The organism is Coprobacillus sp. AF33-1AC (assembly GCF_003475785.1).
Lineage (GTDB): Bacteria > Bacillota_I > Bacilli_A > Erysipelotrichales > Coprobacillaceae > Faecalibacillus.
Genome location: NZ_QRQB01000013.1, coordinates 35,568 through 58,847, shown reverse-complemented (window position 1 = coordinate 58,847; position 23,280 = coordinate 35,568). Strand labels below are relative to the sequence as shown.

Genomic DNA, 23,280 nt, shown 5'->3' with positions numbered 1-23,280 from the left:
TTTTATAGCGATTTTCATAAAAGCACTCGATTATTTAAAGCGCCCTTAGTTAATAATATTATCTTTACTATGATCAGAGTGAAACATTTCTTTAATTTGTCCTTGTGATTTAGAAATCATGAGTTGTATTTGTTTTAATGTTTCATCTGTTGTAAGTAATTGATAGGCTTCTTCTTCATCTGATGCTTCAACAGCAATAGATAAATCTAAACGAAATAGTTTTTTATCTGGATTCATCATTAACCTCCTTAATGTTTTGATATATATTGTCTATAAGGTTGTATTTCTTTCCTTTTAGCTTCTACTTTTATATAAATACTCTCCTGTAAATACTTGAATTCTACCACCAAACAATGATGATGTAAATAGTTAAATACTTCTCCATCCTCATAAGGAATATTTAATTCATAAACTTCATAATCTTTAAATAGGATATGTGAGATTTCATTTTCTAATTCATCTAAACCTTTTTTATCTTTTGCACTAATATAAACACATGGTTCTTGAGGTGGAAACCAAACTCGATTTAAATCAATTTTATTATAAACATAGATAACCGGTGTATCAACAACTCCTAATGAGCGAAGTACCTCATTTGTTGTATTGATATGTTGCATATAGTTTGGTTGCGAGATATCAATAACATGTAATAATAAATCTGCTTCTTTAACTTCTTCTAATGTAGAACGAAAAGCTTGAACCAAATGATGTGGTAAACGATCAATAAAACCTACTGTATCTGTTAACAAGCAAGGATGGTGATGAATAGAAATATGTCTTGTTGCAGTTTGTAAGGTAGCAAATAGCATATCTTGTTGCAATACTTTTTGTTTATCTTCTAAACAAAAAGCATTCATGAGAGTAGATTTTCCACTATTTGTATAACCTACTAAGGCAATAACTGGCATATCATTTTGTTTTCTTCTTTGTCTTTGAGTTTGTCTTTGCTTAACGGTATTTGCTAACTCTTTTTTTGCTTTTGTTAGTTTTCTTGAAATAAGACGTCGATCTAGTTCAATTTGTTTTTCACCACGTCCTCTAAATCCTGAACCACCTTGTTGATGTGATAAATGTTCTTGCATTCCAATTAAACGAGGTAATAAATAAAGATAACGAGCAATTTCTATTTGCAACTTAGCTTCCTTTGTTTTTGCTCTTTGATCAAAAATTCTCAATATTAAATCAGTTCGATCTGTCACTTCTATACCTAAAATATCTGTTAAATTACGAATTTGTAAAGGTGATAATTCATCATCAAAAATAATCATATCTTGATCTGTTATGTTTCTTTTTATTTCTTGTACTTTACCTTTACCAATATAAGTTGAAACATCTATTTTTTCTCTTTTTTGAATAAATTCTTGATCAACATCAATATGGCAGGCTTGGCATAACGCTTCAAGTTCTACTAACGATTTCTCTTCATTTTGAAATTGTACTTGTACCAGTATGGCCTTCATTCTCTCACCTCTTGTTCTATTCTATCAATTAGGAGTCATCATGAAAAGATACAATTATTATTTTACTTTAATTCTTGTCATCTTTATGACAGTTTTTGCTTTTTTTAAAATGTTCACTATTGTAGATTTATCTAAACAGGTGATTACCATTGTTTATACAAATCTACTCCCTTCACTACTTCCATTTATGATTTTAACATCCCTATGTTTAAATCTCGGTTTATTAGATATTTTAGGCTTCATCATTCAAAAACCTTTTTATTCTTTATTTCATCTTACACCAATGATGTCCTCACTCTATTTTATTTCATTTTTTTGTGGTTATCCAACAAATGTCAAATTAATCAGAGAAGCCTATTTACTTCATTATATCAATATTAATGAATTACAACACCTTTTACACATTTGTTCATTTGCATCCCTTTCATTTATCTTTGTCTCCTTAAAAAACAAATATTCTTTGATTATATATTTAAGTCATATTCTTCCTAGTTTATTATTTGCTCTATTTTATCGTCATCCAAAACAAACTCTTTCACTTCATCATGCTTTAAAAACAATCAAAGAACCTCATCTCAATTTTGTTTTAGCCTTTAAAAAAAGTATTATTTCAAGTATGTATGCATTTATCTTTATTTTAGGTTATATGCTTGTCTTTCAATTTCTAAGTTATTTTTTAGGTTCGTTTATTCATTCAACTTTAACCATTGAATTATTACAAGGATTGATGGAATTTAGTAGTGGTTGTTTAAGATTAGTTCACCAACCCCTCAATCCATTTCTTATTTCTTGTATTTGTTTTTTCCTTTCCTTTAGTAGTCTTAGTGTTATGATGCAATGTGACAACTTGTTAGAAGATATTCCCTATAATCACCAATCTTATTTTAAATTTCGTTTGTTACATGGTATTTGTAGTTTTTTAATTTGTTATGGCATACTGGTTATAAGTTAGAATTGACAAAATGAGGAAATATGGTATACTGCAATTAGGAACGATTACTAATAAGGAGATAACTATGCCTGCAAAAACACGTTATTCAAAACAGCGAGAAATCATTTATCATAATTTACTTAATCGTCATGATCATCCTACTGCAGAACAGATATATCAGGATTTAAAGCAAGATTACCCTCACCTTAGCATGGGAACGGTATATCGTAATTTAGGTTATTTAGTTGATCATCATATGATTCGTAAATTAGATTTTGGTGAACAAGTTGTTCACTATGATGGTAATACAAATGACCATTATCATTTTATATGTAAAAAGTGTCATCATATTTATGATATTCACCATGATCATCATGATGCCTTATCCTCATCTTTACAATCTATGGTCGAGCATCATATAGATTTTATTGATCTTGCTATGTTAGGAACTTGTAAAAATTGTATGGAAAAAGAAAAGGAAATAAGTTAAAACTTATTTCCTTTATTTGTATCGTATCAAAAAAGACAAGATATTTTGACATATGCTTATCATGGCCGGAAATAAACATATATTAAATAAATATCCTAAAACCAATTCTATTATAATAATCAATCCTACTCTTTTTTGTAATTTTACTTTTTGTCTGTTAAAAAACAGATAGACAACTAATAATACTAATATAAAAACAACATAAAACAATGTATATTGTTTGTAATAGTTGATTAACAAACCAAAAAGATAAACCAGATTTGTTGTACAAAAACAAGATACCATTTTTTTACAATGATACCCACCTAGTTGACTTCTTAAAATTGTAAACATAAACATCCAAAGTAATGTATAAACAGATTCTTTAAATATAAATCCTTCTATAAGAATACATAAATAAACAAATCCATTAAATAAAAAGACAGATTGTCCATATAATAATACCTCTAGATCATCTTGATCTTCACCAAAAGTACGATAAAGTTTACTTAATAATCGATTATTCATTATCTGAATCTCCTAATAAAAATCTAGCTATATAAAGATCGTTTTCATGCTGATAGCGACTTTTAATAAGCAAATTTAAGTGTTGTAATAAAAATTGATCGTATTTATAAAAATCTTCTTTACTATACATTTCTACTAAAAAATAAACCCCTTGATCTTTAATATGTAGCGTAATGCTTTTATTATCTTTAATATAATTTAAAATTGAAACGATATGATTAATAAAAGCAATATCTTTATATTTATCCCCTGGTAATAATGAAATTTGTGGTTTAATTAAAATATGTCGTTCAATTAATTCATTGATTTTTATTGAAACAATCATATCAAAATAAGGATTGTTTGTACTAAAAAGTTTACTTGTCATTTCTCTTTCATGTTCAAACTGATCGATAATCTTTAATGCATCTTCATTATGATCATTTTCGGCTAACTGCTTTAACTTTTTCATAACATAAAATAAACGATGATTAGTTTGATATGTATCAAAATGAATATTTTTTATTAATTCTACGCCTTGTTCAAGATAATAAATTTTTTGTGTTTTCTTTTCAAAATCCATTTTTTCTTTATATAAATTACTTAAACAAACCATATAAACTATGTTACATAAAAAGACAATAACTAATCCAAATAACATATAAATTAAAGTATATTGATCAATTTCATCCATAATCAATTTATAACTTCCAAGTGAAAAAGTAACCATAATGGTCATTTCACTGATTATTACACAAAAATATCTTTTCTTTGCAAAACTAAAATCCATTTTAGTTGCTTTTAAAATAAACATAGACAAAATCAGTAAAAACATCTTAGAACTAGCCGCAACTGCACAAAATGAAATTAAACCCAATTGCACATATTGTGAATAGCCAAAAATTGAACAATAAATCATAAAACAAATTAATGTGCTTAAATTAATGATACACTCATAAAATAAAATAACAAACACTGTTGAAAAATTCATTTTATGGGTCATTTTATAAACAGCAAATATATTAATAAAGAAATGAATAATCCCAATTTGAAAACCATTCCAATTTAAAATATCACATAATAATTCTACTAAAAATACAAAGATAAAATATATAGTAGTATTCTTGCCCTTTTTGGGCAAACTAAAATAAGCGATGATAAAATAAACAATAATTAAACTTTCGATAAAATCAAATAATAATCTAGATGCCGCCATTCATTAAATACTCCTGAAATATTTCTTGAAAATCTTTTTTATAGTTTCTTCCAATATTAAGCACATCGCCATTACTTAAAGATACAGTATTACTTGAAACACTATATAAATAATCCATATTAATTAAAAATGAGCGATGAATTTGAACTAGCTTATTTGATTTGATTTCCTTTTTTATGTCTTGCATTGATTTAGATATTGTATAAGTTTCCCCGATAATTGTTTTAATATTAAGCTTATGTCCAACAACTTCAATATAAACAATATCCTTCAATCGTAAATTTACTTTTTTACTACGTGTAGTAAAGGCAATCATATAATGATCGTTATAATGTTTAACAAACATTTTTTCAAACAATTCATAATCCTCATCGAAACATTCTTTTCTAATAAAGAAGAAAGGTTGCACAGTAAGAGATTGAAATACTAAACTATCATCTGCAGTAACAAAAACTAAAGCAGCATCTGGATAGCGCTGCTTTAATTCATCAGCTAATTTCATCCCATCATATTCATTTAAATGAATATCGATAAAAATCAGCCCGTAATTACGAGAAAAATCAATACTTTGAAAATTATCATTATAGGCTTCTATTGATAGTTTTAAAAATGTTCCCAATTGTCCTTTTAAGACAATCTCTTTTAATCTATCAATAAATTCTAATGAATCCTCTAAAATCAAGACATTCATTATTTATCCTCCCCGTAAATCACTTATTTTTTTAAATGTTCTAATTGTTTTGGACATTCATGTTCATAAAATCCTAAATAAGACATAGATGAAGCACTAACAAAAGCTACACCTTTAATGAATGAAAAATATTTTCTCACTAAACATTTTAACATAATCCCCACCTCCTATAAAACTAATTTATACAAATTTCAACACAGAACGTATTATTTTTCTTCAACAACCATCATTGTTCCTAGAAAGCATTTTAATTCCCATTTATTGGAACAAATGATTGATAACATATAAATGGTGATAATTGTGGATAAGAAGTTGAATGAACTTTTAAAACAAAAGAGAAAAGAACGTGGATTAAGTATTGTTGAGTTATCTCAAGCACTCAATATTCCGAAATCAACAATTTCTAGAATAGAAAATAATTATGATTTAAATACGTCTAATAAAAATGTAAAAAGATTGCTTGATTTTTTCTCTATCAAATTAACATATGATAGTTCTTCATCAAATAGAGAAATCATTGATATTACTGACTATTCTCCAGTTCATAAAATGATTATCCAACAAATAAAAGATCAAGAAGAAGTATATCAAGCAATGAAAGAACAAAAAACATCACAAGATAACACAAACAAAAAGTGATAAGACAAAAATATGTCTTATCACTTTTTATCTAATAACACGGTACCTTGAGGTGGATTTTCACTAATAGCTCCTACAATATGGTGAGGAACATACATTTCTTCTAAATATTTTATATCTTCATTGGTAAGTTGAATATCTAATGCATGAACAGCATCATCTATATAATGAGATTGAGTTGCACCTATAATAGGTGAAGCCACCCCTTTTGCCCATTGCCAAGCTAATGCAATTTGCGACATCTTACAATGATATTTTTGTGCTAATTCATTTACTCTTTTCACTATTTCAATATCATATTTTTCATAGCGATCATATTTTCCATGAACAACACGATCAGTTTGTCCTCTTAGCGTACTGGACTCCCATGTACTTCTTGCCAAATGTCCACCAGCTAATGGACTATAGGGCATTAAAGAGACATTCATTTGTTCACAAATAGGAATGAGTTCTCTTTCATCCTCACGATATAATAAATTGTAGTGATTTTCCATTGTTGAAAAAGGTGTCCAGTGATGGTCTCTAGCTACTAATTGCATATTATAAAATTGATAACCATACATAGCTGATGCCCCAATAGCTCTTACTTTTCCTGCTTCTACTAATTCATGTAATGCTTCCATTGTTTCTTCTATTGGTGTATCGTAGTCAAAACGATGAATAATATATAAATCTAAGTAGTCGGTTTGTAATCTTTTTAATGTTCCTTCAATTTCTCTTTTAATAGCCTCTTTTGATAATCGACCTTCATTAAAATAAACCTTTGAAGCAATGACCACATCTTCTCTTTTTACTCCTAAATTTTTAAAAGCCTTCCCTAAATACTCTTCGCTCGTTCCTTTAGAGTATGTATTTGCCGTATCAAAGAAATTAATACCTAAATCAAGCGCATGCTTTACCATTTTTTCAGTCTCTTTTTCATCCAAAGTCCAATCATGCATCGTACCTGCTTGACCAAAACTCATACATCCCAAACATAGTTGAGATACTTTAATTCCTGTATTTCCTAATGTTGTATATTTCATACTATCACCTCTATTTCATTATAAAATATATAAATAAAATATCTAATACCTAATCATTATCATTCCCTATGCTTTTTAGTTATAAAAAAAGATTGAATCATCAATCTTTATAAGGATTTTTATTTTCACCAAACAATTGATCCATACCTAAACTACGCATATTAACAATTAATTTTGCTATCTCTTTTGTTGAAACAGGCATATCTGATAAAATCCACGATAAAGTCATACTACTTGAAGCATGTGCATGATATATTGTCGCAAAAACAAGGGGTTCAGGTAAATCTTTACCGTAGAGATGTCGATGATATTGTAAATCAAATTGTTCACAATGTTCAAAAATATAATCTTTTAAACAATTTTGTCCTTCCATCATACAAGCTTGTTTCATAAATACATGGTATGTCTTCATATTTTCTAATGTTTCTAATAAAGAATCATAAAAAGATATTTCTGGCTTAGAAATGTCAAAACCTGGAACAATTCGTGTATTATAAATATATTGAATTAAATCATTTTTATCAATGAAATGATTATAAAATGTTTGCCTACTAATCCCCGTTGCATCTAGTAGCTGTTTGATTGTGATTGTTTGTAAGTTTTGTTTATTAATAAGTTCTAGTAATTCATCAGCTAAAATCTTTTTTACATTGATGGCCATGCTCCCACATCCTTTTTTGTATTATAACATAAGATTTGTTTTCTTTTATAACTAAACAAACCATAACATACACCAGCTAGTACAAAAATAATGATAACAATTAAAATAAATTCATGATAAAAAAATGCTTCTGGTAACATATTAATAACCGGGTCTATTTTAGGATCAAATATCCAGTATTGATTTTTAAAAGCCATTTTATGAAATAGAATAAATAAATCATCAAAATCAATACTTGCTAGAACACCAATAGATACTGGTAAGATAATTGAAATCATAGCAGTTAATTTAAAAAAACGATATTCATGATGATAACATTGATAAATGACTAAAATCAAAGATGTTATTCCACTACCTAAACAAATGATTTGAATGATTTCAAATATTTTTTTTACTTCTTGAAAATGAATAACAGAATGATGAGATATAATAAAATCATTCATTCTTAAAGGTCCTTGATAAAAAATAGATTGGTAATGTATTAGCTGTTGATAATTTAACTGTAACTGTTGCTTTGTTAAATGCGTAGTTTGATCAATCTTTAAATAATGAATATCTAAATGATAGATAATTGGCATAAAAACAGCAACAACAATAGCAAAACTAATAATAAATAAAGATAAAGAAAGACTGGTTATGATGTCTTTCTTACTATAGCTCATATAAAAAATCTTCTCCCTTTTGAACTTCTACTTTACTTAATTGAGGATAATTTTGTTGTCTTAATACTTCATAAATACAAATAGCTGCACAATTAGATAAGTTAAGACTTCTTACTTTATCACTCATTGGTATTCTTAAACAACGATCTAAATGCTTCGTTAAGATTTCCTTAGGAATCCCGTCATGTTCATGACCAAAAAATAAGTAATGTTCTTTTTGATCGTCACTAAAATCTTGATCAGTATAACAAAGATGTGAATAACGTGTAAAGAAATGATATTTACCTGGATTTTGTTTTTCAAATTCTTCATATGATTCATAAACATGTAAATCTAAATCTTTAATATAATCTAATCCTGCTCTTTTCATTTTCTTATCATCTAAGTCAAATGACATCGGTTTAATGATATGAAGAGAAGTATTGGTTGCAACACATGTACGCATAATATTTCCGGTATTTTGAGGGATAGCAGGATGAACTAAAACAATATGATTCATTATAACTCCTCCTTTAAAATTTTATATAATTTTCTAAGTGCTTTACCACGATGTGAATATTTATTTTTTTCTTCTGGTGACATCGCTGCACTTGTTTTCTTACATGGTGGATAATAGAATATAGGATCATAACCAAAACCATTTTCACCATCAATACAATCATTGATTTCTCCTTCAAATGTTTCTTCAATTAAAATGGGATCACGTCCAGGAATAACTAAAGCCATTGCACATACAAAGCGTGCTGTACGATCTTTACCTTTAACCGCATCAATAATATACTGGTTTTTAATATCATAACTTGTATCATGTCCTAAAAATCGAGCAGAATAAATACCTGGCTTTTTATCTAAAGCATCAACTTCTAATCCACTATCATCCGCTAAAACGACTTTATTTAATTCATCAGCAACATATTTTGCTTTAATTAAAGCATTTTCTTTAAATGTTTTTCCATTTTCTTCTATTTCAGGAACTGTTTCATAAACATCCTTTAATGATTTCACTTCAATTCCTAAATCTTTTAACATTGCTCTTATTTCTTTAATTTTTCCTTCATTAGTAGAAGATACAATTAATTCTTTCATTTTACTCCTCCATCTTTAATGCTTTTTTTACTGGGAGAATGGGCATCTTTTGATGTGTCCAAAATTCAAAAGAAACAGCTCCTTGATATAAAATCATTCCTTCTCCGTTCATATATTCTAAATGACGATGTTTAGCCATTTGTAATAACTTTGTTTCCTTAGGATTATAAATAATGTCAGCTACTTTTAATCCTTCAGGTAAATCATTTTCATTTTTAATTAGACATCCTTCTTCATAAGGATGCATACCTACATTTGTTGTTTGTACTAATAAATAGGCATCTTTTAAATCCTCTTTTAATCCTTGTTCATCACTTAATAATTTTAATTTTACAGGACAAGGCAATTTATCATTTAATTCTCTAATAAATGGTTTATCACTACGATTATAAACAACAATTTCTTTTGCCTTTGCTAGAGCAAGTGAAACAATGATAGCACAGGCTGCTCCCCCAGCTCCTAGAACAACAATTTTTTGATTTTCAACCTGCCATCCTTTTTCATGACAAGCCATGACAAAGCCTTTACCATCACTAATATGACCAATTAATTTACCATTTTCATTTTTTACTGTATTAACAGCTTGGCATAATTTGGCTTCGTCCGTTATCTCATCTAAATACTTCATAATTTTAAGTTTATAAGGCATTGAAACATTAAAACCTTTAATTCCTAATGTCTTTACACTTGTAATATAATCATCCAGGTGGTCTTCACTTACTTCAAAAGCTAAATAAACATCATCAATCCCTAATGCTTGAAATGCTGTATTATGCATCATAGGTGAAAATGAATGCTTAATAGGATTAGCAACAATCCCATAAAGACCAGTATATCCTGTTATTTTATTTTCTAGTTTTTCCAATCAATTCATCTCCTCGTTATTACCTTGTGTTTATTATATAGCATTCCTTTCATTCCACCAATAAAAAAGTAACGGTTTAGTATTATTTTATGTATAATAGAGTTACAAGGAGATGAAAGTATGATAAAAAAATTAATTGTTAATGGCGACGACTTTGGCCTAAGTGAAGGTCAAACACTCGGTATTTTAAAAGCACATCGTGATGGCATTTTAACTTCAACAACTTGTCTTATTAATATGCCTTTTGCTAGTCAGTCATTAGAAATGGCTAAACAATATCCTCAGCTGGGAATTGGTCTTCATTTAACCATCACAATTGGTAAACCTGTTTTAAAAACGGGCTTAAGTTTTACCGATGAAAATGGCTATTTCAAAAAAAGAGGTGCTTACGATGACTACGAACCTCATCCAGATCAAGATGAACTTTATCAAGAATGGAAAGCACAAATTGAAAAATTTATCTCAATGACCGGAAAATTACCAACCCATCTTGATTCTCATCATCATGTCCATTTGTTACCACAATGCATAGAAGTTACCAAAAGACTTGCTGATGAATATCATTTACCAATGCGTCAGGACAAACCGCTTATCAATGATTATCCTTTTGCTCGTTTCAGTGAAGATTTTTATGGTGAGAGTGTAACCAAAGATATGCTCTATCAAATTTTTAATTATGATGATGAAATATTTGAAATTATGTGTCATCCAGCCTTTATGGATTGGACTATTTATAGTCAATCTAGTTATAACATTTTAAGAACAAAGGAACTTGAATTACTTTGTCTTCCAGAAATTAAAGACTATTTACATAAAAATCATATTGAATTAATAAACTATACTCAAATAAAAAATGGAGAATAATTTGAAGTGAACCTCCTAAGTTGTCAAACTTTTTCGGTTCACTTCAAATTTTCTCCATTTTTATCTTTTAAATAAGGAAAATCCTTTCTTTTCATAAGGCTCATTTTTAATTGATAAAGCCGTATAACCTGTTTGATCAATTGTTGCCTTTAATTTATCTTCATCTAATGCTTCATTAGAAATAATTTCTGTTATCCCTTTACGATGAGAAGAAGAAACTTTCTTGACATCAAATACCTTTCTAATTGCATCATTAATGTGACTTTCGCACATACCACACATCATACCTTTAACTTCTACTGTTGTTTTAATCATAATTTACCCTCTTTTCTTTATCTTTTTTACTTTATAACCAGCTTGACTAATACAATCTATCAAGACTTGATTTTCAATATCTTCATTTAAATAAATAATAGCTTTACCTGTTTGATAATCAACATCAGCCTGCTTAACTTCTTTTAATGCTTCTAACGCATTTTGAACACGTCCTTGACAATGAGTACACATCATTCCTTTTATTTCAATTTCTTTAACTAAAGATGTTTCTTGTTGAACTAAACTTACTGCATGTTTTATTTTTCTATCATGTTTTGTATCATATACTTTAACAAAATTTAATCTTAAAGCATTAGAAACCACAGAAAAGCTTGATAAACTCATAGCAAGGGCACCAAACATAGGATTAAGTGTCCAACCAAAAATTGGAATCCAAATTCCTGCCGCTAAAGGAATACCTATAATATTGTAGATAAAAGCCCAAAATAAGTTTTCATGAATATTTCTTAAAGTAGCCCTACTTAAACGAATCGCTGCTGAAACATCACTTAAACGACTATTCATTAAAACAACTTCTGCTGCATCAATAGCTACATCACTTCCTGCTCCAATCGCAATTCCGATATGCGCTTGAGTTAAAGCTGGCGCATCGTTTAAACCGTCTCCAACCATTGCCACTTTTCCTAGTGATTTTAATTTTTGAATCGCTGCTACTTTACCATCTGGTAAAACACCAGCAATGACTTCATCAACGCCGACTTGTTTAGCAATTGCTTTTGCTGTTTTTTCATTATCACCTGTAATCATGACGACTTGAATACCCATTTGATGTAATTCTTTAATTGCTTGAGGACTCTCTTCTTTAATTACATCTGCAACACTGATCATTCCAATAAAATGATGATCTAATGCAAATAATAAAGGTGTTCTTCCTAAATCAGCTTCTTTCATTGCTAAATCTATAAATTCTTGAGGAATACTGACAAGTTGTTCAATAAATGTAAGACTTCCTCCTACTAATTCTTTTCCATAATACTTAGCTTTTAATCCATGACCTGGTAAAGCTTCAAAATTACTGACCTCTTCATCTTGAATACCTTTTTCTTTAGCATATTCAATAATCGCTCTAGCTAAAGGATGTTCACTTTTACTTTCTAAAGAAACAGCTTCTTTAATAAATCGTTGTTGATCATATTCACCTACTGTTTCTATTTTCACTACTTTAGGTTGACCCTTTGTAATCGTTCCGGTTTTATCTAAAGCCACAATTTGTACTCTTCCTGTTTCTTCTAAAGATTCAGCACTCTTAAATAAAATACCATGTTTTGCGCCAACACCATTTCCTACCATAATAGCAACCGGTGTAGCAAGTCCTAAAGCACAAGGACAACTAATCACAAGAACTGAGATACTGCGTGCAAGAGCATATGAAAAATCACCTTTTGCTAAAATCCATATAATAAAGGTAACAACTGCTATTCCAATTACAACTGGTACAAAAACACCAGAAACTTGATCAGCAACTTTTGCAATCGGTGCTTTACTTGTCGCTACATCTGATACCATTTTGATAATTTGCGATAAAGTCGTATCTTGACCAACTCTCGTAGCACGACATTTTAAAAATCCTGATTGATTAATAGAAGCTGATGAAACTTGATCACCAACAGTCTTATCCACCGGAATACTTTCTCCTGTCAATGCCGATGCATCTAAAGCACTGTTTCCTTCAATAATCACACCATCAACAGGAATACTTTCTCCTGGGCGAACAACAAAGATATCGCCTACTAACACTTGATCAATAGCTACCGTTACTTCTTGATTATCCTTTAGAATCACCGCTTTTTTAGGAGCTAGATTCATTAATCCCTTTAATGCATTCGTTGTTTTTCCTTTTGAACGTGCTTCTAACATTTTACCAACTGTAATCAAGGTTAAAATCATAGCTGCTGATTCAAAATAAAACTCCATCATATATTTCATTACAACAGCATGTTGTCCATCGACTTGTGCTCTTGTCATCATTAAAAGTGCATAAACACTCCAAACAAATGATGCCATTGATCCAAGAGCAACTAATGTATCCATATTAGGTGAGCGATGCCATAAACTTTTAAAACCACTAATAAAAAATTTTTGGTTAATAACCATAATAATTCCAGCCAGTAACATTTGAACAATACCCATAGCTATATGATTATCATTAAACCACGATGGTAATGGCCATCCCCACATCATATGTCCCATTGAAAAATACATTAAAATAATTAAAAAGAACAATGACGCTATCAATCTTTTCTTTAATGCCGGTGTTTCATGATCCTCTAATAAATCATCTTCTTTTTCATCTTTCTGTCCTTGTAGTTTAGCACCATATCCAGCTTCCTTCACTGCCTTAATAATTTCTTTTGATGATGCCGTTCCTTCAACTGACATCGCATTTGTCAGCAAACTTACTGAACATGACGTTACACCAGATACTTTGCTTACCGCTTTTTCAACACGATTACTGCAGGCTGCACATGACATACCCGTTATAGCATAATGTTCCATAAAATTCCTCCTACTTCATTAATTTTTGAAGCAATGATACCAGTTCATCTACAACCTCATCATTACCTTTCCTAATGTCTCTTACGACACATGTATGAATATGACTTGCCAATAATTCACGGTTAAAAGCATTCATTGCTGCAGATACAGCTGATGATTGAACAAGGATATCTTTACAATAAGCATCTGCTTCAATCATTCCTTTTATTCCCCGAATTTGACCTTCGATACGATTTAAACGATGTATTAATTTCTTAATTTGTTCTTCATCTCTTTTCGTATTTTTGTGACATGTACATTCATTCTTTTCCATTTTAGCCTCTCCTTATATACCCTTATAGGGTATTTCACAATAACAATATATACCCTATTAGGGTATATGTCAAATAAAAAGACTTGTAAATGAATACAAGTCAATTCCTTATTTACAATGTTCTTCTAACCAACGCATTGGTGTATAAGCATAAAGGGCACAACCATTGACTAATGCCTCTTCATCAAATTTAACTCGTGGATGATGTTGCGGATAACCGTATCCTTTATCTGGCATACCAGCAGCAAGGGCAACCATAATTGAAGGTACCTCTTGACTTACATAAGCAAAATCTTCAGATCCGGTACTTTTCGATGCTGGACTTTTTGTCATCTCTTGAAGTTTAGCTACACTCCATGCCTTTTCTTTACCAAGTAATTCTTCTGCGTATTTTGTCGTATCTAAAGATAATTGTTCATCATTAACCAATGTCGGACAACCACTTCCAAAAATTACTTTTCCTTCTCCTCTAAAAGTCTGAGCGACGCCTGATACAATTTCTTGCATCCTTTGTTTAATAAAAGTACGTGTTTGTTCATCGTATGTACGAATTGTTCCCCCAAGTTTAGCCATATCAGCAATGGCATTTTGAGCCTTTCCAGCATGAATACTACCTATTGTTACAACAGCATCATTTGATAAAGATAATTCTCTGGCATTAATTTCTTGTAAAGCAACAATAACATGAGCAGCAATATTAATAGGATCCACTCCCATATTAGGCATAGAACCATGACACCCTTTACCTTGAATCTCTATTTCAAAATAATCTGCTGCCGGTGCTGATACCCCCGGTGCTGAAACGACGACACTTCCTTCTGGTAAAGGAAAATTAGCCATAACATGCATCATCATGGCTTGATCAACATCTTCTAAAATACCATGATCAATCATATCTTTTGATCCTTCAAATATTTCTTCGGCTGGTTGAAACATTAACTTCACAGTACCTTTTAATTCGCTTTCATGCTGTTTTAATATTTTTGCAGCACCCAACATCATAGCTGTATGCATATCATGACCACAGGCATGCATATATCCATTTGTTGAAGCAAAATCTAATCCACTTTCTTCTTTAATTGGTAAAGCATCCATATCACCTCTAATTAAAAATGTAGGTTTACCTGTTCCTACCATGACATATAATCCTGCTTTACCACAGTGATGAACTTCATAATTCATCTCAGTTAACTTCTTTTCAACATATTGAATAGTCTCTTTAATATCAAAGCCAATACCTGGATGTAAATGCAGATATCGTCTATTTTGTATTATTTCATCTTTTAATTGTTTAACTTCATCTAATATTGTTTTTGCATTCATATAAACCCTTCTTTCTTTATTATTATAATCCATTAATTTCTTATATAAAACAAAAAGAAGAAGATTAACTTCTTCTATAATGAAACAGTTGTTTTATTTCTTATAATTTGTAAAATTCCCATCACGATAACTGCAATAAAACATATAATCATGAATTTAAAAGCATAGGAACACATTATCAATGGATTCAAATCACCAAAATACAAAATGAGATCTAATATAAATATACCCGCTAATAAAAATAAATTCTTTAAAATATTGATGTGGATACGATACTTATATTTTTTTATCAGTAAAAAAACATAGTAAGCAGCTAAAATAAAAAATGAAAAATTAATAAGATAATAGGCATACATTAAAAATTGCTCTCCGCCATACACGACATTACCATTTATATCAAGAGGTGCAGGATTAGCTTTTAAGTATAATTGATATAACGAAGATAAAAAATCAACTAGAATTTCTAATATGTAACTCATATAAATTAAATAAATCTCATTATATCTTTGCATTTGTATCGCTTCTTTCTTTTTAAAATATTATTCAATACTTTTATTCATCAAGGTAAGTAACCCATATATAATCACATCTAAAATCAAAAAGTGTATTGCAGGTGAAGAAATAATCATTAATGAAAAATCAAAGAAATATAAAATAGCATCAATGACAAATAATACCAATAATATTATCGTATTCGCCTTCATCTTAATAACTTCTTTTTTCTTTACTTTTATAATAATGATTATACTATAAAGAAGCATTAATCCATACAATACTGCATAAACGATCATTGCTAAGTTACAAATTGAACCATAACTTAACGGAAATGACCAATATGGACCATAATTTGAACCCATAACGCATAATGCACGATATAAAATATAACAAACAATAAAAATAATAATAATTGATTGATCTAAATGTTTTTTCATAAACAATAACCACCTTCTACTATAAAATTGTAATATCATAGTTATAAATATATATATCCGCTGACAGTTTCACTACAAACCCCTATAACAAAATAATTAATTTGAACTTTTATTGCCTTACCTGTAATTATTGAACCCACTGATGGATTTGTTTTAAAATTTCGAGTCATTGCGCCTACAAACCCTGTGTTAAAATGTTCAGTATAAGTGGCTTTATCTACACGGAATTGTTGAGTCGTTAAATTATGAGAGATAACAACTGTTGCTGTTACATACCCATATCTACCGCAACTCAAATTCACTTTTTTTGTATATTTTTCTACAGCAAATGGTTCAATTTTTAAATCACTTTTATCTGAAGCAAAAACACTTTGACTATTCACACAAAATATAAGCATTATTATAATAATTAAAAATTTTTTCGTCTTACACATTGTTATCATCTCCTCTTTTATAATTGAATATATCTTGTCTCTGTATGTACATTACCTGATACTTTATATTTCAATATCACAGATAGTCTGATAGATCCAGAAAAATAACTACCAACTTTAGGGTTAGTTGTTACTGATATTGTTGAAATATTAAGTTTATATTTATAAGAATATTTATCTTCATGCTTAACAGATAAAACATAGCTTTTTCCTGTAGTAATATTATGTCTAATATCTACTTGTGCATCAACACTTCCATAAATACCTAACCCAATGGTTACATTGCGAGTATATGTTTCTACAGAATACGTGTCTATCTTTTCATTTCCAAATGCGTAAACTTCATTTGTTGTAAAACAATTAAATAAAAACAAACATAAAAATGTAACCGAAATTTTAATTAATTTTGATTTTCCCATAATCAATCCTCCCTATTTTAAAAAGGTACCTTCTTTATCTATATTGTACCATTAGCATTATATATGTCAATAAATATAGTATTTTTTTCGACCTATTGTTTATTTAAACTGTGTTAAGTATAATAAATAATGAAATAAACTAATTAGGAGCAACAAAAATGGCTAAAAATACTAATTTTCTATTTAAATTAGATCTTCTATTATTAAGTGTGCTAAAGGAAAAAGATAAATATGCTTATGAAATTATAAAAGAAATTTCTTCTAGAACCCACGAAACGATTGTTCCTAAACATGGAACAATGTATCCCATTATTTATAAATTGTTAGAAGAAGAATATATTTCCAGCAACACTGTTTTAGTCGGAAATAAAGCACGTGTATATTATCATCTTGAAGAAAAAGGAAAAGACTATTTAAAATCAATTACGGCAGAGTATGATTCTTTAGTTCAAAATATTGATTTAATAGTTCATGGTACTAAACATTATGAAAGATAATGAAAGATATTTTCGTGATATTAAAAAAACATTCCCTTTAAACGGTAAAAGAGAAATGATTTATTTAAATCACCTTAAGGAACAAATTAACGAATATGATAATTATACATACAATGAATTGGTAAGTGAATTCGGTAACCCAGTTGACATTATTGTTTCATACTATAAAACAGTAGACCCAGATTATCTTCTTCAACAAATTAATATTCAACATTATATAAAAATAGGTTCTTTTGTTTTAGTTATCCTTATGATTATTCTTGTTCTATATCAAATATATCTATTATTGAAAGTTACTCCTCTATAAAGGAAGAAGGTATTTATATGAAAGATAGTAAAAAATATTACCGAGAAGTAAAAAAATTATTTCCCTTATATGGAAGAAAAGAAGCCCTTTTCCTTAAAGCACTGAAAAGACAAATACAAGAATATCAAGATTTGAATTATCAAGAATTAGTTTCTCATTTTGGAAAGCCTCTGGATATTGTCATATCTTATTATGAGTCAATTGATAGTGCTTATATAATAAAAAAAGTAAATATTAAAAAGTTTTTAGCATTTATTTTGATAACTTTATTTTTCTTAATAACCGTTTATTTAAGATATTATCTCTATACAGATTACCAATCCTCTCAATATAATCATACCGTTGAATCCATGATTATAAAATAAATGACTGTTTACATCAAACTGTAAACAGTCATTTTTATTTTTCAGGTCTATTCATTAAATAAATTGGTAAAGCTAACATGATACTTCCCCCAATAATATTACCTAAAGTAGATAATACCATATGTAACCAAACACCTGCCCAAGAAATACTTGTTCCTAGTGCTGTAAATGCCATTGAAAATGTTCCCATATTTGCAATACTATGTTCAAATCCCGGTAAAACAAATGTCATAACAATAATCATCATAATAATTGTTTTAGCGATTTCTTCTTTTAATTTCATTCCAACAAAAGCTGCTGCACAAACAATAAAATTACAAAGAATACCTTTAATTAATAATTGTAACCAATCAAAATTTAATTTACCACTTACCACATTAGCAAGATATTGATTCATAGCATCATGATTGACACCACTTTTAATAAATAAAAAACAAACTAAAGCAATACCGACAAAGTTACCCACATAGCAAATAATCCACATAGGAATAATATCAACAAATTTTAAATCTCCATGATATACAGAAAACATCGAAGTAAAACAGTTTCCTGTAAATAATTCCGATCCTAATAAAACAATAATAACTAACCCAATTCCAAAAGCACCTGCAAAAGCAATCTTTGCTACAATAACATGATGCTCAATTAATAAAACAGCTAACGTATAAGATAGAATTGTTGCTAGTCCCAAATATAATCCAGCTACAATACTTCTCATAAAAAAGCGAAATGGATCATTTTTACACATTTCATATTTACCTATTGCCGCCGTATGCAACTTTTGAAAATCAGTCATAATATCCTCCCATCCATAACGGACCTATTATAACAAATCATAAAATAATTGCAATCTTCCTTATGATAAAAATATATCCATTAACATCATAATAACAAAACCACTTAAAACACCAAAAGTCCCTATATGACTATGTTTTCCAAGTTGAGCTTCAGGAATTAATTCTTCAACTACCACATACATCATTGCTCCTGCAGCAAATGATAATAAAAATGGTAAAACCGTTTGCATCAGTTGAATTGACATGGCTGTTAAAGTTCCCGCAATCGGTTCTACAATTCCAGATAAACTTCCCATTATAAATGCTTTATGATTAGACATTCCTTCTTGTTTTAAAGGTAATGAAATAGCAGCCCCTTCTGGTAAATTCTGCAACCCTATTCCTAAAGCTAACGCTAATGCCGAAGCCAGTGAAATAGATCCAGTTTGACAAGCAATCGCAAAAGTAAGTCCTACTGCCATTCCTTCAGGAATATTATGAAGCGTGACGGCTAAAACAAGCATTGTATTTTTACCAAGCATCGCATGAAGTCCTTCTGGTTGATCTTCCCCTAAATGTTGATGAGGTATAATATGATCTAACAATAATAAAAATATTGCTCCTGTAATAAAGCCCCCACTTAAAACTAGCCATTCTATTTGACCTAAAGATTGAGCCATGTCTTTTGAAGGAATAAGCAACGACCACACCGAAGCCGCAATCATCACTCCTGCTGCAAAGCCTAAAAATAGTTGTTGATAAGATAGTTTGACTTCTCCTTTAAAGAGATAAACCAAAGCACTTCCTATTGTTGTACACATAAATGTAAACATTGTTCCTAACAATGCATATAAAATAGGTTTCATTTTCTTCCTCCTTGAATTTATTATACAAATCTACAAAGATTTGTATAATCATATGCTCATTATCGTAAATTCCAGACTTTTATTTCTTGATAAGGTTGTAAATGCGTCAACCGTATTTGGGTTACTTTTCCTTTGAATGGTTTAAATTGTTGGTTTAATAAAGAAAAGTTTTGTGTTATTTGTTGTCTATTTTGGTTTCTGGCAATGGTTACATGTGGTAACCAATTTAAAAATTGATAATAAGAAGAAAGATGAACGGATGGGTCACATTTGATAATCAAATCTATTTTTTTCATTAAATCATGGAGTGAAGCATGATAAACTGGTTGAATAAAAAGATGCTTTGCTTGTAAAGAACCCAAAGAAACAAAATATAGTTCAAAAATACGATATTCCTTTAATAAATTATCTAATTCTTGGATTATCCAATCAAGATGATGACTATCAAAACGTATTAAAGTTAGATGAACCGTAGGTTTTAATGATTGTGATAAATGAATTTGATATGTTTGTAATTGTTTGGTTGTTTTTTCATCAAAATACAAAGATAAATGATACATATACATCTCCTTAAAAAAGACTAACTGGCATAGTTAGTCAAGTTGTTGTCCTAATTTTTCTAATTCACTAAGTGCTTGTTTATTATTTGATAAATCATCTCGACTATTTGCAAAGTATGATTGATGAAACAACACATTCCATGATAAATATTGCGCCATACATTGAAATTGTTGTTTAATGAGTTGATATTGGATGTTATCAGTGGGTGAACCTCCTACAATAATCACACCTACTTTTTTTCCTTTAAGCTGTAAACCGCGACAATAACATTTATCAATAATAAGTTTTAACTGAGCTGATATCCCCCACCAGTAAACTGGTGAAGCAAATACAATCATATCAGCTGCTACAATTTTATTAATTGTTGAATTTGTATCATCTTGATCAACACATCCTTGATGGCACTGACATGCTCCACATCCCTTACATGGAGCAATATTTAATTGATCAGGATTGATTATATCTATTTCATGACAGTTGGCTAATCCTTTTTTAAAAACATTGATGGCTGTTAAAGTATTTCCTTTTCTGGCACTCCCATTAATCATAACAATATTCATAACTTACCTCCTTTTCACGTTCCCTTCCTCCTTATTCTAGCATGTATTTTTTTGATTTCATCTTTAAAATCAAGTAATTATTGGTATAATAGAGAAAAATGGAGGTTTATTATGTTAGATGGATATATAAGAGTAGCCTGTGCTTCTTTTGAAACAAGAATTGCAGATGTTATCTATAATAGTCAAGAAATAAAAAAACGTATTGATATCACACGTCAAGAAAACGCTAAAATTGTTGTTTTCCCTGAATTATGTTTATCAGGATATACAATTGAAGATTTATTTTTACAAAATCGTTTATTAAATGAATGTTTAAATCAGTTAGAAGAAATCGTTAAATATACTCAAGGTTACCAACAGATTGTGGTAGTTGGTTTACCATTCTTTTATCAAAATAGTTTATATAATGTTGCGGCTATCATCAATAATGGTCAATTACTGGCATTAGTTCCTAAAACACACATTCCTAATTATCAAGAATTTTATGAAGGAAGACGTTTTGAACCATGTTTTGAAGATAATTTAGAAATTGAATTATTTAATCAACCTGTTTTATTTGGTCGTAAGGTTGTTTTAGATTGTAATCAAATTTCTGAACTTTCTTTAGGGATAGAAATATGTGAAGATTTATGGTTACCTGACGCACCAAGTCAACAGTTAGCGCTAAATGGGGCAACCCTCATTTTAAATCCTTCTGCAAGTAATGAACTCACAACTAAAAAAGATTATCGTCGTCAGCTTGTCAGTGTTCAATCAGCTAAACTCATTTGTGGTTATGTTTATACTAATGCTGGTTCTGGTGAAAGTACAACTGATGTTGTTTTTAGTGGTCATCATATGATTGTTGAAAACGGAAGTATTTTAAATGAGAGTCAAGGTTTTGATGAATCTATCATTTATGGTGATATTGATTTAGGTAAACTATGCAGCGAAAGAAGAAAAATGAATACTTTTAAATCATCATATGAATATGATCATTTATATTTTGATTTAGAACCTGTCGATTTACAACTTAATAAATATTATGATCCTCATCCATTTGTTCCTCATGATTTAAAATTGAGAGAACAAAGATGTAAAGAAGTCTTTGAAATACAAACACGAGGTCTCATGCAAAGATTAAAAGCAACTCATATTAGTAAAGTTGTTATTGGTATTTCTGGTGGCTTAGATTCAACTTTGGCTTTACTTGTTTGTGTTATGGCTTTTGAAAAATTAGGTTATGATAAAAAGAATATTTATGCCATTACCATGCCTTGTTTTGGAACAACTTCAAGAACCAAGAATAATGCTTTAGGCTTGATGGAAGAATTAGGTGTAACAAGTGAAACTGTGAATATTGCTGAAGTTGTCAAATTACAATTCAAGAATATTCATCAAGATGAAAATGTTCATGATGTCACTTATGAAAATGTTCAAGCAAGAGAAAGAACAGAAATTTTAATGAACAAAGCCAATCAAATCGGTGGCTTAGTTATTGGAACTGGGGATTTAAGCGAAGTCGCTTTAGGTTGGTCTACTTATAATGGTGATCATATGTCCATGTATGCTGTTAATGTTTCCGTTCCTAAGACTTTAGTTCGTTATCTTGTAGATTATGTCTCTTCTCTTTATAAAGGACAACCTTTAGAAAAAATTCTTCAAGATGTTTTAGATACACCCGTATCGCCTGAATTATTACCGCAAGAAGATGACAAGATTGTACAAAAAACTGAAGATATAGTGGGTCCTTATGAACTACATGATTTCTTTATTTATCATATGGTCCGTTTTGGTGATGAACCTAAAAAACTTTATCGTAAAACAAAACTTGCGTTTAAAGATAAGTATGATAAAGAGACCATTAAAAAATGGTTACGTTTATTCTATTGGCGCTTTTTCACTCAACAATTCAAACGTAGCTGTATTCCTGATGGACCTAAAGTAGGATCTGTTGCCCTTTCTCCTCGTGGAGATTGGCGTATGCCTAGTGATGCAAGTGTTCAAATATGGCTTAATGAAATAGAAAAAATTTAAGGC

Annotated in this window: 32 protein-coding genes; 8 read left to right on the top strand and 24 right to left on the bottom strand. The window is 29.5% G+C overall.

Translation table 11 applies throughout. The annotated features are described in order from the left end of the window. Positions 1-45: 45 nt before the first annotated feature. Together DWZ53_RS06310 and hflX are read right to left on the bottom strand one after the other, a co-directional pair. Complete coding sequence (locus DWZ53_RS06310; RefSeq protein WP_118432852.1) at positions 46-237, bottom strand: hypothetical protein; 192 nt, start codon at positions 235-237, stop codon at positions 46-48. 11 nt (positions 238-248) lie between these two features. Continuing rightward, a complete protein-coding gene (hflX, locus tag DWZ53_RS06305; protein ID WP_118432851.1) occupies positions 249-1,460 on the bottom strand; it encodes a GTPase HflX in 1,212 nt (403 codons plus the stop codon). A gap of 40 nt (positions 1,461-1,500) precedes the next feature. Between hflX and DWZ53_RS06300 the strand changes: the two genes are divergently transcribed. Then, complete coding sequence (locus tag DWZ53_RS06300) at positions 1,501-2,412, top strand: hypothetical protein (RefSeq protein WP_118432850.1); 912 nt, start codon at positions 1,501-1,503, stop codon at positions 2,410-2,412. Positions 2,413-2,476: 64 nt separating this feature from the next. After that, positions 2,477-2,881, top strand: a complete 405-nt coding sequence (locus DWZ53_RS06295; protein WP_118432849.1) for a transcriptional repressor — start codon at positions 2,477-2,479, stop codon at positions 2,879-2,881. A 12-nt stretch (positions 2,882-2,893) separates the two neighbouring features. Here DWZ53_RS06295 and DWZ53_RS06290 read toward each other — a convergent pair whose 3' ends face one another. The 4 genes from DWZ53_RS06290 to DWZ53_RS11425 are packed head-to-tail and all read right to left on the bottom strand — an operon-like array spanning position 2,894 to position 5,429. Beyond that, the gene (locus DWZ53_RS06290; RefSeq protein WP_118432848.1) at positions 2,894-3,388 is read right to left on the bottom strand and encodes an accessory gene regulator B family protein; all 495 of its coding nucleotides are present in this window, start codon (positions 3,386-3,388) and stop codon (positions 2,894-2,896) included. Beyond that, positions 3,381-4,583, bottom strand: coding sequence for a hypothetical protein (locus tag DWZ53_RS06285; RefSeq protein WP_118432847.1), 1,203 nt, complete (start codon positions 4,581-4,583; stop codon positions 3,381-3,383). Before DWZ53_RS06285 ends, DWZ53_RS06290 begins: the two co-directional genes overlap by 8 nt. Continuing rightward, entirely contained in the window at positions 4,570-5,274 is a 705-nt protein-coding gene (locus tag DWZ53_RS06280; protein WP_118432846.1) for a LytTR family DNA-binding domain-containing protein, read from the bottom strand. The genes DWZ53_RS06285 and DWZ53_RS06280 overlap by 14 nt, the downstream gene beginning before the upstream one ends. A gap of 23 nt (positions 5,275-5,297) precedes the next feature. Continuing rightward, positions 5,298-5,429, bottom strand: a complete 132-nt coding sequence (locus tag DWZ53_RS11425; protein ID WP_255415311.1) for a hypothetical protein — start codon at positions 5,427-5,429, stop codon at positions 5,298-5,300. 145 nt (positions 5,430-5,574) lie between these two features. On the opposite strand from DWZ53_RS11425, the gene DWZ53_RS06275 reads away from it, so the two are divergent. Further along, on the top strand, positions 5,575-5,913 hold the full coding sequence (locus DWZ53_RS06275; RefSeq protein ID WP_199589122.1) for a helix-turn-helix transcriptional regulator: 339 nt from the start codon (positions 5,575-5,577) through the stop codon (positions 5,911-5,913). Positions 5,914-5,933: 20 nt separating this feature from the next. On the opposite strand, the gene DWZ53_RS06270 is transcribed toward DWZ53_RS06275, so the two are convergent. From DWZ53_RS06270 to aroE, 6 genes are all read right to left on the bottom strand, one after another. Further along, complete coding sequence (locus DWZ53_RS06270) at positions 5,934-6,938, bottom strand: aldo/keto reductase (protein ID WP_118432844.1); 1,005 nt, start codon at positions 6,936-6,938, stop codon at positions 5,934-5,936. Positions 6,939-7,038: 100 nt separating this feature from the next. Beyond that, positions 7,039-7,599 (bottom strand): TetR/AcrR family transcriptional regulator C-terminal domain-containing protein, encoded by a 561-nt coding sequence (locus DWZ53_RS06265; RefSeq protein ID WP_118432843.1) that lies wholly within the window; start codon positions 7,597-7,599, stop codon positions 7,039-7,041. Beyond that, positions 7,584-8,261: a TIGR01906 family membrane protein gene (locus tag DWZ53_RS06260; protein WP_118432842.1), complete on the bottom strand. Its 678-nt coding sequence runs from the start codon at positions 8,259-8,261 to the stop codon at positions 7,584-7,586. Before DWZ53_RS06260 ends, DWZ53_RS06265 begins: the two co-directional genes overlap by 16 nt. Continuing rightward, positions 8,251-8,760: a tRNA (cytidine(34)-2'-O)-methyltransferase gene (locus tag DWZ53_RS06255; RefSeq protein ID WP_118432841.1), complete on the bottom strand. Its 510-nt coding sequence runs from the start codon at positions 8,758-8,760 to the stop codon at positions 8,251-8,253. Before DWZ53_RS06255 ends, DWZ53_RS06260 begins: the two co-directional genes overlap by 11 nt. Then, positions 8,760-9,347 (bottom strand): RdgB/HAM1 family non-canonical purine NTP pyrophosphatase, encoded by a 588-nt coding sequence (rdgB, locus tag DWZ53_RS06250; protein ID WP_118432840.1) that lies wholly within the window; start codon positions 9,345-9,347, stop codon positions 8,760-8,762. Before rdgB ends, DWZ53_RS06255 begins: the two co-directional genes overlap by 1 nt. A 1-nt stretch (position 9,348) precedes the next feature. Then, positions 9,349-10,212, bottom strand: coding sequence for a shikimate dehydrogenase (gene aroE / locus DWZ53_RS06245; protein WP_233541852.1), 864 nt, complete (start codon positions 10,210-10,212; stop codon positions 9,349-9,351). A gap of 120 nt (positions 10,213-10,332) precedes the next feature. Between aroE and chbG the strand changes: the two genes are divergently transcribed. Further along, positions 10,333-11,076 carry a chitin disaccharide deacetylase gene (gene chbG, locus DWZ53_RS06240; RefSeq protein ID WP_118432839.1) on the top strand — a complete coding sequence of 248 codons (744 nt, stop codon included), beginning with the start codon at positions 10,333-10,335 and terminating at the stop codon, positions 11,074-11,076. A 60-nt stretch (positions 11,077-11,136) separates the two neighbouring features. Here chbG and DWZ53_RS06235 read toward each other — a convergent pair whose 3' ends face one another. From DWZ53_RS06235 to DWZ53_RS06200, 8 genes are all read right to left on the bottom strand, one after another. Next, positions 11,137-11,391, bottom strand: coding sequence for a heavy-metal-associated domain-containing protein (locus DWZ53_RS06235; RefSeq protein WP_118432838.1), 255 nt, complete (start codon positions 11,389-11,391; stop codon positions 11,137-11,139). Positions 11,392-11,394: 3 nt separating this feature from the next. After that, positions 11,395-13,908, bottom strand: coding sequence for a heavy metal translocating P-type ATPase (locus DWZ53_RS06230; RefSeq protein ID WP_118432837.1), 2,514 nt, complete (start codon positions 13,906-13,908; stop codon positions 11,395-11,397). Between the two features lie 10 nt (positions 13,909-13,918). After that, positions 13,919-14,221 (bottom strand): metal-sensing transcriptional repressor, encoded by a 303-nt coding sequence (locus DWZ53_RS06225; protein ID WP_118432836.1) that lies wholly within the window; start codon positions 14,219-14,221, stop codon positions 13,919-13,921. A gap of 108 nt (positions 14,222-14,329) precedes the next feature. Next, a complete protein-coding gene (locus tag DWZ53_RS06220) occupies positions 14,330-15,544 on the bottom strand; it encodes a M20 family metallopeptidase (RefSeq protein WP_118432835.1) in 1,215 nt (404 codons plus the stop codon). Positions 15,545-15,618: 74 nt separating this feature from the next. Then, the gene (locus tag DWZ53_RS06215) at positions 15,619-16,056 is read right to left on the bottom strand and encodes a hypothetical protein (RefSeq protein ID WP_118432834.1); all 438 of its coding nucleotides are present in this window, start codon (positions 16,054-16,056) and stop codon (positions 15,619-15,621) included. 27 nt (positions 16,057-16,083) lie between these two features. Continuing rightward, on the bottom strand, positions 16,084-16,476 hold the full coding sequence (locus DWZ53_RS06210; protein WP_118432833.1) for a hypothetical protein: 393 nt from the start codon (positions 16,474-16,476) through the stop codon (positions 16,084-16,086). Between the two features lie 41 nt (positions 16,477-16,517). After that, positions 16,518-16,910, bottom strand: a complete 393-nt coding sequence (locus DWZ53_RS06205; protein ID WP_118432832.1) for a hypothetical protein — start codon at positions 16,908-16,910, stop codon at positions 16,518-16,520. Positions 16,911-16,927: 17 nt separating this feature from the next. Next, complete coding sequence (locus tag DWZ53_RS06200) at positions 16,928-17,329, bottom strand: hypothetical protein (RefSeq protein WP_118432831.1); 402 nt, start codon at positions 17,327-17,329, stop codon at positions 16,928-16,930. 158 nt (positions 17,330-17,487) lie between these two features. Between DWZ53_RS06200 and DWZ53_RS06195 the strand changes: the two genes are divergently transcribed. From DWZ53_RS06195 to DWZ53_RS06185, 3 genes are read left to right on the top strand one after another with little or no spacing between them, the layout of a single operon-like run. After that, on the top strand, positions 17,488-17,826 hold the full coding sequence (locus DWZ53_RS06195) for a PadR family transcriptional regulator (RefSeq protein WP_118432830.1): 339 nt from the start codon (positions 17,488-17,490) through the stop codon (positions 17,824-17,826). Then, the gene (locus tag DWZ53_RS06190; protein ID WP_118432829.1) at positions 17,816-18,133 is read left to right on the top strand and encodes a DUF6120 family protein; all 318 of its coding nucleotides are present in this window, start codon (positions 17,816-17,818) and stop codon (positions 18,131-18,133) included. The genes DWZ53_RS06195 and DWZ53_RS06190 overlap by 11 nt, the downstream gene beginning before the upstream one ends. Before the next feature lie 17 nt (positions 18,134-18,150). Next, positions 18,151-18,498 carry a DUF6120 family protein gene (locus DWZ53_RS06185; RefSeq protein ID WP_118432828.1) on the top strand — a complete coding sequence of 116 codons (348 nt, stop codon included), beginning with the start codon at positions 18,151-18,153 and terminating at the stop codon, positions 18,496-18,498. Between the two features lie 34 nt (positions 18,499-18,532). On the opposite strand, the gene DWZ53_RS06180 is transcribed toward DWZ53_RS06185, so the two are convergent. From DWZ53_RS06180 to DWZ53_RS06165, 4 genes are read right to left on the bottom strand one after another with little or no spacing between them, the layout of a single operon-like run. Next, positions 18,533-19,294 carry a formate/nitrite transporter family protein gene (locus DWZ53_RS06180; RefSeq protein WP_118432827.1) on the bottom strand — a complete coding sequence of 254 codons (762 nt, stop codon included), beginning with the start codon at positions 19,292-19,294 and terminating at the stop codon, positions 18,533-18,535. 60 nt (positions 19,295-19,354) lie between these two features. Beyond that, positions 19,355-20,140: a ZIP family metal transporter gene (locus DWZ53_RS06175; protein ID WP_118432826.1), complete on the bottom strand. Its 786-nt coding sequence runs from the start codon at positions 20,138-20,140 to the stop codon at positions 19,355-19,357. Positions 20,141-20,199: 59 nt separating this feature from the next. Next, a complete protein-coding gene (locus DWZ53_RS06170) occupies positions 20,200-20,700 on the bottom strand; it encodes a 2'-5' RNA ligase family protein (protein ID WP_118432825.1) in 501 nt (166 codons plus the stop codon). Between the two features lie 33 nt (positions 20,701-20,733). After that, complete coding sequence (locus DWZ53_RS06165) at positions 20,734-21,261, bottom strand: flavodoxin family protein (protein ID WP_118432824.1); 528 nt, start codon at positions 21,259-21,261, stop codon at positions 20,734-20,736. A 111-nt stretch (positions 21,262-21,372) separates the two neighbouring features. On the opposite strand from DWZ53_RS06165, the gene DWZ53_RS06160 reads away from it, so the two are divergent. Further along, positions 21,373-23,277 carry an NAD(+) synthase gene (locus DWZ53_RS06160; protein WP_118432823.1) on the top strand — a complete coding sequence of 635 codons (1,905 nt, stop codon included), beginning with the start codon at positions 21,373-21,375 and terminating at the stop codon, positions 23,275-23,277. Positions 23,278-23,280 lie beyond the last annotated feature (3 nt).